The following is a 14,537-nucleotide window of genomic DNA, read 5'->3' as shown; positions in this document are numbered from 1 at the left end:
GCTAACTACGTTAAATGATTTTGCGCGTTAATTCACACATGAATGAGAGTTTTTTGTCGTTGCGTTTTATTGTGATGGTGCAACATGTTCATAACGGGCTGCTGATGAGTAAGACATTTTGATGTCGTCTAAGTACAAGTAGTGGTCATTTCTCATGACGCTCACATCACCGTTAAAGTACATGCCCCACGAAGGATAAATTCCTTTAACATCGTTATATCCAAATTGAACGTTGTGTTCGTTTAACACCTTTTCACCATCGACCCAAAGCTCAATCAGCCCTCTTTTGCTATCGGAATAATCTACTTTTACATGCAACACAAAATCTACCCATCTATCTAAGTAGTGCTGTTTTTCGCCTGGTAATCTAAATATCTCTGTACCATCACCGTTGCGAGTAGGACTATCCTCGTGAGGATCCCATTTCCAAGCACCTCTCATTCCATTTTCATCAAGAGTAAGGCTAAAAGGAGGGTTTCTGGAATGCTCTTTGAGGTGTTTATCAGCACTACCGTGAATTTGAAAGAACAACCATGCATTGTCTTCAGTTTGAGTACCCTGGCTGGGGAAATAGAAACTGAATCCGTACCAAGCCTCTGCTCCCATGACAGTAGGAGATTTATAACCGTGAAACATGGCTTTACGGTCTACATTATCTAATCTAGATGGGTTGCCATTGAAGCTTGCTGGATTTGTTTGGTGCCAGAAGAGCCGCGCTGAAAAGTTTCCATGACGAACGATGTCGTTGGAAATAGTAAAGGCCTCGTCGCTTTGCATTTGGTTAAACATAAAATTTTTATCAAGTTGAGGATCTAATCCTGGGGTGAACCCCCTCGGAGAAGCAGCATTCCAGCCACCATTTTCAAATGACTCTGCAGTCACAGAAACCTTTGGTGCACGAAACTCTCCATCTTGCCAAAGGTAGAGTCGTTGAGCACCGCCTCGTCTAATATTAACGAGCACGGCTTCCGTTTGACCTGCATTGTTCTTTATCGGTTCAAGTTCAAACCTTGCACCCGTTAGACTTACGTTGACTTTAGTGACTACCCAGTCATTGCCGTTGATACTCGTCGCCTCTGCAAAGTGAGTCGTTCCGTTGGTATCTTTATATACAACGACCGATCTGAAGTGACTTCCCTCGCTTTTGAGCGGCTCGAGGGCAAGCACATTGTCGATCACTTGATTAGAATCATTAACTAAGGTGCGGGTTACCGTACCGGGCATGGGTAGACTATGAGTCCATGTACCGTCGTTGTAGGTAGTCATTCGCCACTCTCGAAAGTCGTTGATTCTTGCTAGATAAGCGACGGCGGGAGCGCCAGAGTCTAGTACAATGGGTCTTGTGGAGAACGGCGTTTCTTTCCTGTTAGTTGAGTCAAACGCCAGCATTGAAGCGTCAGCAACATCCAAGGTAATGGGCAAAGTAATGGCCTCACCCTGAGCGTTGTAAAAGGTATCTGTGGTGGTATCCATTCGCATATAGTAAGTGTTGATACGACTGTAATTCGTTTTATCGTGGATCTCTAAGAAGTTACATTCGTGCCACAAATAGCTTATCGCGATTTCCGTGTCAGACACCTTTAGCGGACTGATGTAAAAAGTATCAACGTTAATGGGGTGGTCTATCTGAGGCGTTGGCCAAGTTATCACCACAGGCGGTTCAAAACGCGTCTCGCCAGACTTCATTTTGTAATATACCCAGGGTGATTTGTGGGTTCCTGCTCGGGTGAACAAGTATATATCTCCGTTGGCCATGGTGTAGCTTTTGGTATAGGACGCGAAAGGGGATATGTCGTCAACGTATTCAAATTTACTAATGTCGTGAGGGTTTACCGATCTCACATGGAGCATTCGACCACCAGCATGAGGCGTATCGATAGACATGGGGTTGAGTCCATCTTCACGTTCTCCGCCGTGACCACCATAAACGATATGTAGATGGCCTTCACTGTCTTGCTCAATGATTGGACGCCCGTGACTGTCTATTTTTCTATCGCCTTTTGATAGTGTACTTTCGGCTGCTCTTATTGGCCCCTGCCATTCTTGTGTCACCAAATCGTAGCGTGCGATATATGGATCGGTTAGCTCTCCTTGATACGTGATGTATACCTTATTTTCGTTAACATGATGCCATCCTGTGTGTGGGTTACCGAGTAAATTGTCGCTAAAATAGCCATCAGGAAGTTCAGGTAATACTGCTGGCTGTGGCTTTTTGGGCCCTAGGTTCTCTTCCAATGCGCCGTAGATTTCATTAAAGCTTTTGTCTTTGGTGTAGGCGTCGTAAATAGCTTGATACTCGGGATATTGACCGTAGAGATATTGGTCGGTGCGCCAACGCCAATAAGCCGCACTTTCCTCATCACCCTCTACGACTTGGGCGTTAAGAGTATCAAATACGCCATCCGTTGGTGCCAGCTTCTCGATTAACGCACGTCTTTGAGCTTCAAAAGCATCGCTTGCTAGCAGTGCATCACTTTCGTCAGATGTGGATGAACACGCCACCATCACGTAACCACCGGCTACAAGAAACGTTGCCATAACAAAAGACTGAAGACGAGACGCCCAAAACGTCGAGGGAGTTTTGCTGATATTCATGTGATGGTTTTCCCGTACAGCGTGAACATGATTAGGGTGTTAGAGTTTGCATATTATTTCACAATTAATCATAATTTAACAAAATAAATCATTTTGTAACACGGGAAATCTTCAATGTTACGCGTTTTAAAGTGCTTGGCGTGGGTAATTACTGTTCATTTCACTATTCATTGTTCAGTATTCGCAGACAACTTATCGTTCGAAGACTTTGTTAATCCGCCGAGTCCCTATTTGCCGAAAACTTGGATGCACGCCATGAACGGCAATATGAGCAAACCCGGGTTTACTGAAGACTTTCAGGCAATGCGCGAAGCAGGTATCGGTGGAGCCATCTTCTTTCATGTACACCGTCGTAATTGGCCGTATTCCTCGAGAGGACCAGTACGCTTTAATACAGATGAGTTTTTTGAGCATTTGCTGCATGCGGCGAAACAAGCCGATGAAAACAATATTGAGTTTGGCATTCACAATGCTGATGGCTGGACCTCGAGCGGCGGCCCATGGGTAACACCAGAAATGTCGATGAAAAGAGTTACATGGTCAGAGTTGACTGTTGAGGGCGGAAATCGGGTGTTTCCACCACAGCCTGGATTTGCGGAAGGCCTGTACGAAGATGTAGCCGTAATTGCGGTGCCAACGACGCAATTTAATCGCAATAATGATTTTTTAGACGCCACATTGAGAACTTCTGAAGAAAGAGAAGATGCGGCGGTGCTCAAAGACGCCGATTGGGACACGGAGCTCACTTTTACCAAAAATGATACAGAAGAATACTGGGTCGAAGTAGCGCTTGCGCAACCCGCAACACTGAGAAGCTTGCAAATTGAAACTCCTAACCGTCATGGCGAGGCTTCATTACAGGTGTCGAGTGATGGGATCAACTACACCACGGTAGTTGAAAAGCTTCGCCGTCCACGCACCGGCGCCAGAATGTGGACGTTTAGTCCTCAGTTGGTTAGTGATGAGCAAGATGGCTATACCGCGACCTTCTTTCGTATTGTGTTTGATAAGCCTATCACCTTGAAACGCTTTGACTTATGGTCTGAACCTCGTATTGATGATTGGTTATCGATGAATTCGATGGAGCGAGGACGCTTGCACATGGCACCACGCATCCACCCGGATGCCATCATTAAACAAGAAGATATTTTAGTGCTAAACAGAGGTGAGATCCCCCAACAAGGCGTGTATGTACCTGATGGTAGTTGGCGATTGCTACGGTTTGGTTACACCAGTACGGGAGCATTTAACGTTCCGGCGACGGTTGAAGGTGAGGGACTCGAAGTGGATAAATTTGATGCTGCTGCATTGGAGTATCATTTCGAACAATACGTAGGAAAGCTCGCAAAAATGGCAAAGGAGCGTGGAATCGAATCTCTTAGAACAACTGAGATTGATAGTTATGAAGTTGGGGGACAAAACTGGACACGAGACATCGAGCGTAGTTTTAGTGACAAGTTTGGCTATGACTTTATTCCTTGGCTGCCTCTGATGACGGGGCGTGTGATTGAGTCTGGGGAGCATACAGGGGCTATACTTCAGGAGTTTCGCCAACATTTGTCCGATTTAATGGTTGAAAACTATTTTGGCGAATTTACCCGCCTGTCGAGAAAGTATGGATTGGAATCTTATATTGAACCCTATGGTTGGGGGCCGTTTGATGAGTTAGCGTCTGGGGGACAGGCGGACCGTTTAATGGGAGAGTTTTGGGTAAGAGACCAAGTCTACAATGGGCGAGTAATGGCTGCCATTTCATCAGGGCATATCTACGGCAAGCCAATTATTTCAGCGGAGTCGTTTACGTCGATAAGAACCGTAAATTGGTATGGCCATCCTTATTTTTACAAGCATTACGGCGATAAAATGTGGGCACGAGGTATTAACGAAACTATGTTTCATCGTTTTGCTCACCAACCTAATAATCATGTTAAGCCGGGTATGACAATGGATTCCATTGGATCTCATATCGATCGCACCCAAACTTGGTGGAGTAATGGTGGAGTAGCATGGTTTGACTATCTAGCAAGGGGGGCGTACCTGTTACAACAGGGAGTGCCTGATGCAGATTTTTTAATACATCTTGGCGACAGAGCACCATTGCGCGTGGGGAATGGTAATAACACAGGTGTCCCGGACGGATATGGGTACGACTATACCAATACCGATGTGTTGCTTAATCGCGTCACGGTAAAGGACGGTTGGTTAACCCTTCCTGAGGGCACGCGCTACAAAGCACTTCATTTGGTCAGCACCGATTACATGCACCTAAAAACCCTTAAGCGTATAAAAGCGCTCGTAGAGGAGGGAGCAACCGTGATTGGTGAAAAGCCCCAACGGGTCATCGGGTTTAGTGAATGGTCAGCGCAAGCTGAGTTTTCAAGGATTGCTGATGAACTATGGGGGGCAGGCAATGAAACTCAGCCGATAGTTCTCAATTATAAAAAAGGCAGGGTAAGCAGTTTCAGTTTAATTGAATCCATCGAACATTTGGGGTTTGAACCAGACCTCAAGATAGATCAGGTTCCAGCTAAATTCTTTGCGCACCGACGAATCGGGCAAAATGACTTGTATTACTTTTACAATGATCAACCTGTGTTTCGAAAGCTCACTGTCGATCTGAGACAGGGTGATGGCGTTCCCGAGATTTGGAATATTGACGACGGTAGCATAGAAAGTCTCCCCAACTATTTACGAAATAAAAATCGCCTTGTTACCGAGCTAGCCCTTGAACCCTATGCCGGAAGATTTGTTTTGATACGTAGGGATAGCAATACCCCTACTTTCGATGGAACTCACAGTCAGCTAGTCAGTGCTATTTATGAAAATGATGCAACTACACAAACTATACTTAACCTGGATGGTCCGTGGAAGGTTGTTTTTAACCCTGTTCGGGGTGGGCCTGGGCAAGTCGTTATGTCTGAACTAACAGACTGGACAACCCATAACAACAAGGATATCAAGCACTATTCAGGGACAGCAACCTACCACAGAAATCTCACAGTAACCGCTGAACAATTACAATCAGGTCAACCACTTTACTTAGACTTGGGTGACGTTCAACAAATTGCTGAAGTCGCCGTAAACGGTCAATCAATTGCTACACTTTGGAAACCCCCCTTTGCCGTAGATATTAGCCAAGCAGTCCGTATTGGTGAAAATAAGTTAAGCATCGAAATTACTAACACTTGGGTTAACCGACTTATTGGAGACGAGGCTTTGCCTGATACTAGTGGCTATCAGATGACCGGTGATACTGTCCCTTGGATTAATGCAAATGAACCACCCCCCGAAAGTCAGCGGTTGACTTTTACAGGCTACAACTTTTTTGAAAAACAACCCAAAACGCTTCAACCCGCAGGTTTACTGGGGCCAGTGCGATTGATCTACGAGGGGTAGTAGTTTGCGCACCTTTTTGCTTTTGATGAAGAGTGCAAAATAAATGTGCTTGCAGTGGAAATAATAAATAGGAGTGCAGTAGTAGTGGGTATCAGTCAACGGGCTTCCAGAATTATCCCGGTGCTCGTGTTCACATGTTTTTTTACAATCACTGGATGTAACGACGCACCGCACCTCAATCGGGAACTTTATACGCCTAGTTCTCCTATGCCTGATGCGTTCTATCATGCGTCACCTGAGGAACTCCGTGCAAACTTTCTTTCGCCGCCGAGCGCGGTGAAACCCTGGGTGTATTGGTACTGGGTGAACGACCATATTTCTAAAGCAGGTATTGAGCATGATCTTAAGGCGATGCAAGAAGCGGGAATAAGCACTGCGTTGATCGGTATTATTCACTTAAAGCCGAGTGTTGGTGGTTATGGTGATGTGCAAGCCTTGAGCGACGAATGGTGGGAGCATTTGCAGTTTGCCGTTGAGAAAGCCGCAGAATATAACATCGATATCGGTTTGTTTAACTCCCCTGGTTGGAGTCAGTCAGGCGGTCCATGGGTAGATGAGTCTCAATCGATGAGATACCTCGATGCCCGTGAATATTCGGTGACGGGAGGCACACAAACTACCATTGATTTTGAAACCCCTGAGGGGTTCTACCAATCTGTTAAGGTACTAGCGTTTAAGACGCCACCTGATGAAAATGTGCGTTTGAGTCATCCCCAAACCTCTGTAACCGGATCATACCCTGTTGATGGTGAGGTACTACACACACAGGCGCCCTCGGCCCTGTTGGATAATGACATGTCTACACATTATCTGTTCCCTGAGGCATTTAGCAATAGTGCAAAAAAAGACGTTAATGAAGCTGTGTCTGAATCTTTGTATCTAGATTTTGCACACGAAGAGAGTATCCAGGTTCGCACATTAGAAATTTATCCGCACAATACATTCTCAGCCCAAGCAACACTGTTAGCAAAAAATTCAGTAGGCGAGTATCAAGCAGTGACTGAATTTGGCATACAACGGCCAAGAGATATGGCCTCCATTGGTCCAGAGCATGACGCGCCTATTGTAGTTAGTTTTCCTCCTGTTACTGCACAGGAATATAGACTTGTTTTGACCGACTTTAAGCAAGATCGACGTTATCAAGGTGTGAGTGCAGGCATTAAGGAGTTAGTGTTATCAAGCGGGTACAAGTTAGAGCGATACGTAGAGAAAAAATTGGCAAAGGTGTACCCGAAACCTCAGCCTCGTTTCGACAGTTATTTGTGGCCTGAACCCACACCATTTGATGATGCTACTTTGGCAATTTCACAAGCTGAAGTTTTGGATTTAACCCACTTAACCAACGAGGAAACTTTGCAGTGGAATGTGCCCGAGGGGCAGTGGACAGTCATGCATTACTTTATGCGCCCCACAGGTACGATGAATGGACCATCGAGTGCTGCTGCAAAAGGCCTAGAAATTGACAAACTCAGCAAACAAATAGCACAACAGCACTTTGATGCTTACGTTGGTAAATTACTCACTTTGATGCCAACAGAAAAACGAACAGCCCTCAAGTACGTAGTGGTCGATAGTTATGAGCAGGGTGCGCAAAATTGGACTGACGACTTTGCATCAAAATTTGAAGCTAAGTATGGTTACGATCCCATCCCATTCCTTCCGGTTTATAGCGGCCGAGTCGTTAACAGTGTGACCCAAAGTGAACGTTTTTTGTGGGATGTTCGCCGCTTTGTTGCCGATAGTGTGTCTTATGAATACACCGCAGGGCTTAGAGAACGGGCACACGACCATGGTTTGAAGCTGTGGCTAGAAAACTATGGTCACTGGGGTTTTCCTGGAGAGTTTCTGCAATATGGTGGCCAGGCAGATATATTGAGTGGTGAGTTTTGGGCTTCTGGTAATTTGGGAGCAATAGAACTCAAAGCTGCGTCGTCAGCAGCACATATATATGGTCATCGTACGGTAATGTCAGAGTCGTTTACGGCAGGCCGCAGTGATGGATTTCAAAATCACCCGTGGAATTTTAAAAAGCGTGGTGACTGGTCTTTTGTTGAAGGCATTAACCACACACTGCTTCACGTATATATTCAGCAAGCGTATGACGATAAATTGCCCGGGGTAAACGCATGGTTCGGATCTGAGTTCAACCGCAACAATACGTGGTTTAGTCATATGGACAGCTGGATTAACTATGTGATGCGCGCCAATTACATGATGCAACAAGGGCACTACGTTGCTGATCTTATGTATTTTATTGGTGAGGATACACCCAAAATGACCGGGGAGTTGTCTCCTTCGGTACCTGACGGCTATTCCTACGACTTCATCAACGCTGAGGTCATACTCAATGGCTTATCAGTTAATGATGGCTATTTTCAGTTACCTAGCGGTATGAATTTCAAGCTACTGGTGTTGCCACCAAGCTCCTCGATGCGCCCAGAGGTACTAGAAAAACTGCAAATCTTAGTAGCCGACGGGGGCACAATTTACGGGCCAGCACCGGCACATTCGCCGAGCCTGCAAGGCTTTCCTTCTGCAGATGAAAGGATTCGAACGAGTGCTAATGCTCTGTGGCAAAGTATTGATGGGCAACGCATCATCAAAGCAAATTATGGGTTGGGGTATGTATTCTACCAATCTGAATCCAATCAAGATTTAAGCGATGTACTCAGTGCAATTGGCCTAACGCCAGACATCGCAGGTTTGCCTGATTCAGTCATTTGGAGTCACAGAAGTAGTGATACTCATGACATTTTCTTTATCGCAAATCAAACTCAGACCTCTGTTGATATTTCACCACAATTTCGCCTAGCTGATGGCATGGGAGCTCCACAACTATGGGACGCAGTAACAGGTAGATACTTTGCTGCTGCTCAATATGAAGCGAATCCTCATTCGGTGACCTTACCAATACAACTCGACGGTTTTGGTTCGGTATTTGTGGTATTTGAAAAGGCAAGTGATTCGTTAACCACATACAACTCAATCACTCACATTGCGTTGAATGGAGAGCGCATAAGCCCTGAGCTTTGGACTGCGCCAGAGGTGGTTGATGGTCAAGATTTAAGGTTGAATACGCAGAATAACGGTACGTATGACATCAGCTTTGCCAAAGGTGAGGGGTTGTCTATAGACGTTAATGATATACCCGCTAGTATCGTCCTCGACCAACCGTGGGAACTAACCTTTGAAAGTAACAGAGACGTTCCTATCAGTATGACGGTAGACTCACTTTCGTCACTAACAGAACACAACAACCTCGCCATCAAGCATTATTCAGGACGTATTGATTATTCGACGGCATTTACCATGTCTGAAGAGTTATTGAAGGAGGGGCTGCATTGGTATCTTGAACTAGGCGAGGTTGGTGTTATTGCCAGAGTTATCCTAAACGGCAACGTCTTAGATACCCTGTGGTCCCGTCCTCTGCGTTCAGATATTAGCAAGTATTTAATAGCCGGCGACAATCGATTGACTATCGAAGTGGCAACCACCTGGAATAACCGTTTAGTAGGTGATGCACAATACCCTGATGCCTTTCCCGATGCTTTCGGCCCTAAAGAATTTAACAGCAACATTACTTTTGAAACGCGTATCAACAAGAACACGCCATTGCAACCAACAGGCCTGATGGGGCCCGTTGTTTTGCGACCGCTTCGCACATTATCACTTTTACAAGATGCGGTTGAATGACGTTTCGACCGCGCACCATGTTTTTTATCGAGGAGTATCTTTTATGACAACAGCTGGTCGTGTTGTGACCCTTTTTACTTGCGTTTTTGCCTTGTGTAGTTGTTCGTCAACCGATGAATTAGTTCAAGCACCTACATCTTCAATTTATTTAGAGCAAGAAATCCATATTACAGATAGCGCTCTGTATTTTGATGGTGAAAAGATGCCTGATGTGCGTGAAGCGCTAGCGTCGAACGACTCACCAGACGATAAATATAACTATATGTACGGTAGCGCTATCGTGCCTCATGGAGACGCAATAAAAACTTATAAACATTATGTTTTTATGACTTGGTATCGCGGTGGTAAACACGACCGACACGTGATGCTATCCAGACTTAATACCAAAACCGGACGATTAGTGCATATTGAGTTTCCACATCAACATACAGGGTTAGTTGGGCGCTGGTGGATCGGAGAGACTCACAACACAATCGCCCTAGGAATAAGCCCAAAAGACGAAACTATACACCTCGTATTTGACTTACACGCATACAATCGCAATTCCGATACTGGAGGGAATGGAAGTTTCAAGAAGGACTATTTCCGATACTCATATAGTGTAGCGGGTGCGGCATCTGCAGCAGACGAAGCTTTCGATTTGTCGTTATTTGTGCGCGATACCAGTGAACATAGCGAAGGAGACGATGACTATAAGCATCTTTCCATGACAGGTAGCGAGGATCATGATGCTCATGCAAAGCTCACTTATCCTAAGTTTTTCCTCAACGAGCAGGGTGATTTGTTTTTTTACATAAGACAGGGGACATCTCACGATGGAAAGGGCATTTTTACTAGTTACATAAGCGACGGTGTATGGACGAGCTTTAACAGCATTAATAAGCTCAATGTTAAAGAAGACGGGCTCGAATTCAATTGGAGTAACTACGGTAATATGAAGTTTGCCGACGGGAAACTGGGCTTCGCCTTTCAACGGAGGTTGAATAATAAAACCGATAGGTACCGCTATCAAAATGGCGTGTATTTTTTGTATTCCGATGATCCACTCGGGCAATCAGCATGGAGAGACTACCGGGGTAATCCTATCGACTTGCCGCTTATTGACGCCACACCAGCGCTCGTCACTGAGCCAGGGGATTGGGTTGAAACTCAACAAGTAAATGGCGTTCAGATTACAGGGGGATTTGACTGGACCATTACAGAAAACGGAGATGTGCACATTATCAGTCGTGTACTAGATAGAGAGAATAAGCACACAGTACATTTACATCACTATAAGCCAGCAGGTCACACTGAATTCATCACTACATCCGACTTTGTTGGTGCAGATAATCTCTATACCTCAGGTGGCAATATTTATGTCATTGGATTGGAAAATGGCCAACCTTATGTGGAGAGGGCTTCAGGTGGAACTAACGAATTCGAGCGTGTCTATCAGGGTACACGACGTTCCTCCAACTTTACCAAAGGCATAGTGCATGTTAAGAACGGAAAGCTTTACTACTATCTACTTGCTGATGGGGTGGGAGATAAGCGAACTACGTATTTACAAATCATTAACTTGAATGACTTGTGATTTGTTTTGATTGATTTTGAATTTCGTTAAATTACTATATTTTATATGTTATTTACTTATTTTGTTAAGTTTTATTATACTTTGTGATTATTTGTGATTAAAAAAGATTTAAATTTAGTGATCTTGTTAATTTGTTGTTATAGGGTATGTCGGTCGCTGACCGAATATGTGTGATGTGTCCATACGGTCGGTGAATCCACACACCACAACTTTATAACGATGAGTACATATCCTATGTTTGGTCAAAAACTCAAATGCATAAATTGCATTACAGCAGTAAAAATACTGCTGGTTTCATTTTTACTATTCAGTCACACAGTAGTACAGGCACAAGTCACACTGGAGCAACAAGTGAAGATCACTGACATTGGTCTTCACTTTGATGGTGTTGATTTGAATTACGGCAATGTAGATACCGCTGATACAGGAGAAAAATACGATTACTTCTTCGGAAGAAACATTTCAGCACACGGTGATGCAGTAAAAACCTACAAACACTACGTTTTCATGACGTGGTACAAGGGAGGGAAATCTGAGCGGAATGTGATGCTGACGCGATACAACACCTTGAATGGTGACATTGCTACCATTGAATTCCCCCATCGCCATACGGGGTTTCGAGGTAATCCGCTTATCGGTGAATCGCACAACACCATTGGATTAGCGGTGAGTCCGATTAACGGCACTATTCACATGGTGTACGATATGCACGCCTACGACGATAATAATCACGGAGGCGTGTTTAAAGATGATTTCTTTCGATATTCCTTCAGTGTTGCTGGCGCAGCGGACCTACCAAATGACGAATTTACCCTCGATAAATTTGTGAAGGACACCAGTAGCATTAGTCAGGGCGAAGATGATTACAAACACATCTCCATGACAGGCGATATTGCCGATAAAGGAAACTTTGCACGATTGACCTATCCCAAGTTTTTTACCACGACAGACGGTACGCTATTGCTCTATATGCGTTTGGGTGGAAACAATAATGGTGCCTATGTGTTTAATCGTTATGACGCTGCGAGTGAGACGTGGTCTACCTTCACAAAGTTCAATTTGAATAATCAGAAGAACGAAGGTAACGAGTATAACTGGGGCCTCTACGGAAACATGAAGTACGTCAATGGTAAATTGCGTGTCGGATTTCAGCAACGTAGCAGTGATAACACCGATAAATACCTCTATCAAAATGGTATTTTTTACGCGTATTCAGACCACCCTGAAGGTTTTGGGCAATGGTTTAATCACAGTGGCGAGGCAATGACATGGCCGCTAGTAAACTCTGACGAGATCAAAGTACTTGAGCCCGGTGATTACATCAGTCATGAAGAAGCTAACTCGGTATATATCGTGGGTAGTTTTGATTGGACAGTAACCGCTAAAGGTGACATTCATATTATCAGTAAGGTGCGCTCTACAGACCGCAATCGCGCTGATTTTCAAGAAGTCTATCTTCACTCATACAAGCCTGCGGGAGCTGATGAATTTATCACTACCACAGACTTTACCGGTGCATCCCAAATCTATACTGCTGGCGACAATATTTATATTGTTGGTTTAGCGGGTGGCCGACCTTATGTAGAGCGAGCGAACGGTGGCACCAATGCTTTTGTTCGTGTTTATGAAGCTACTGACGGGCCAGTCTTCGACCATGGTACCCTGTATATCAAAGATGGCAAGGTATACTACTATCTGATGGAAAAGACGTCTGGCAACGCAATGCCACTTTACTTACAAGTGATCGATTTAGGTCTTGAGAGTGAGGCGAATGCACCGGTTGTCTCTTTTCCGGTACCTTCGCAAACACTTGAGTTTGGTTTCGACAAACTTTCTCTTACAGTAACAGCGGAGAGTCCTGTTGAGGGCCGTACTATTGAGTCGGTGTCATTGTATATAGATGACCAATTAGTTCGAGTGGATGATTCGCTGCCTTATTTATTTGGCCACGGCTCTAAACCTCATGAAACTGGTGCGATGGGTTGGTTAGAGACCCACGAGCCAAATCCAAACCCATTGTCTCCCGGGACACATGTTTTTAGAGCAGTGGCGTTAGACAGCGAAGGTGATACGGGCACCGCGACTATGGTGGTGAATGTACAATCCAACGCGCCTGTTGTTTCTTTTCCCTCTAACTCCCTCACCGTAGATGAAGGCTATGACAAGTTGAGTCTTACTATTGATGCAGTTAGTCCTGTAGCAGAACGTACCATTGAGTCTGTTACCCTGTATATCGATGGTGAACTAGTCAGGGTTGACGATTCACTACCCTATTTGTTTGGTCATGGCTCTAAACCCCATGAAACAGGTGCGATGGGATGGTTAGACACTCACACCCCAAATCCAAATCCGCTGACGGCTGGAGAATATCTTTTTACTGCTGTAGCGGTTGATAGCACCGGAGAGCAATCTGAAGCATCAATGACACTAACGGTTAATGGTGCTGCGCAGCCTCCTGTCGTCACGTGGCCTGATGAACAACTGACGTTGCAAGAAGGGTATGAAAAGCTGAGTATCACTGTACAAGCAGCGTCTCCCGTGGAAGGTAGAACCATCCAGTCAGTTACTTTGTATCGCAATGGAGAGCTAGTGCGAGTCGACACACGCTCACCGTGGAATTTTGGTCACTCTTTCGCGCCTTATGAGTTTGGTGCTATGGGGTGGTTAGATAGGCACGAACCAAACCCTGAGCCGCTTATGGCGGGAACACACACCTTTACCGCGGTAGCTGTGGATAATGAGGGACTGACAGGGGAGAGTACTATGACACTAACAGTTACGGAACTTCCCGGCCCTGAAGTATCTTTTGTAACTTCTGAGATAGACATTATGACCGGATACAAGGGACTGTCCGTTGAGGCGTCAGCGGCATCATCGAGCGGTGACATCGATATCGTTAGCGTAGGGTTGTACTTGGATGACGGATTTGTGCGTGAGCTCTATGAACCTCCATATATTTGGGGAGGTGAAGATTTCCCGTCTGAATTGCTTGATTTAACCGTGGGTACCTATGAACTCAAGGTAGTCGCTACTGATAGCAATAATAAAATGAGCGAGGCAACTTTGCTGTTGAACGTATCGCTGTTTGGCGACTTTGACAATGATAATGATGTTGATAAGCATGATGTGCGGATTTTTTCTCGTGGGCTACGAGGAAGAACGCCTATTGCCATGCATTTGAGATATGACTTTAACCGCGATGGTAAAGTCGACAAGAGAGATACTCGTGGTTTGAGCAAATTGTGCACGCGACCGCGATGCGCTACACAATAAGGAG

5 protein-coding genes are annotated in these 14,537 nt (G+C 45.0%); 4 read left to right on the top strand and 1 reads right to left on the bottom strand.

The annotated features are described in order from the left end of the window. Positions 1-66: 66 nt before the first annotated feature. Positions 67-2,595 carry a heparin lyase I family protein gene (locus tag EYS00_RS16310; protein ID WP_242618796.1) on the bottom strand — a complete coding sequence of 843 codons (2,529 nt, stop codon included), beginning with the start codon at positions 2,593-2,595 and terminating at the stop codon, positions 67-69. A 114-nt stretch (positions 2,596-2,709) separates the two neighbouring features. Between EYS00_RS16310 and EYS00_RS16305 the strand changes: the two genes are divergently transcribed. The 4 genes from EYS00_RS16305 to EYS00_RS16290 all read left to right on the top strand — a co-directional run bounded on the left by EYS00_RS16305 (position 2,710) and on the right by EYS00_RS16290 (position 14,533). Then, entirely contained in the window at positions 2,710-5,991 is a 3,282-nt protein-coding gene (locus EYS00_RS16305; protein ID WP_130638515.1) for a glycosyl hydrolase, read from the top strand. 207 nt (positions 5,992-6,198) lie between these two features. Further along, on the top strand, positions 6,199-9,684 hold the full coding sequence (locus tag EYS00_RS16300) for a glycosyl hydrolase (protein ID WP_130638513.1): 3,486 nt from the start codon (positions 6,199-6,201) through the stop codon (positions 9,682-9,684). A gap of 43 nt (positions 9,685-9,727) precedes the next feature. Further along, on the top strand, positions 9,728-11,260 hold the full coding sequence (locus EYS00_RS16295) for a BNR-4 repeat-containing protein (protein WP_165399410.1): 1,533 nt from the start codon (positions 9,728-9,730) through the stop codon (positions 11,258-11,260). 234 nt (positions 11,261-11,494) lie between these two features. Beyond that, positions 11,495-14,533 carry a BNR-4 repeat-containing protein gene (locus tag EYS00_RS16290; RefSeq protein WP_130638509.1) on the top strand — a complete coding sequence of 1,013 codons (3,039 nt, stop codon included), beginning with the start codon at positions 11,495-11,497 and terminating at the stop codon, positions 14,531-14,533. Positions 14,534-14,537: the final 4 nt, after the last annotated feature.

Source organism: Alteromonas sp. KUL49 (assembly GCF_006538345.1).
Taxonomy (GTDB): Bacteria; Pseudomonadota; Gammaproteobacteria; order Enterobacterales; family Alteromonadaceae; genus Alteromonas.
This window is presented reverse-complemented; position numbering and strand designations above follow the sequence as displayed.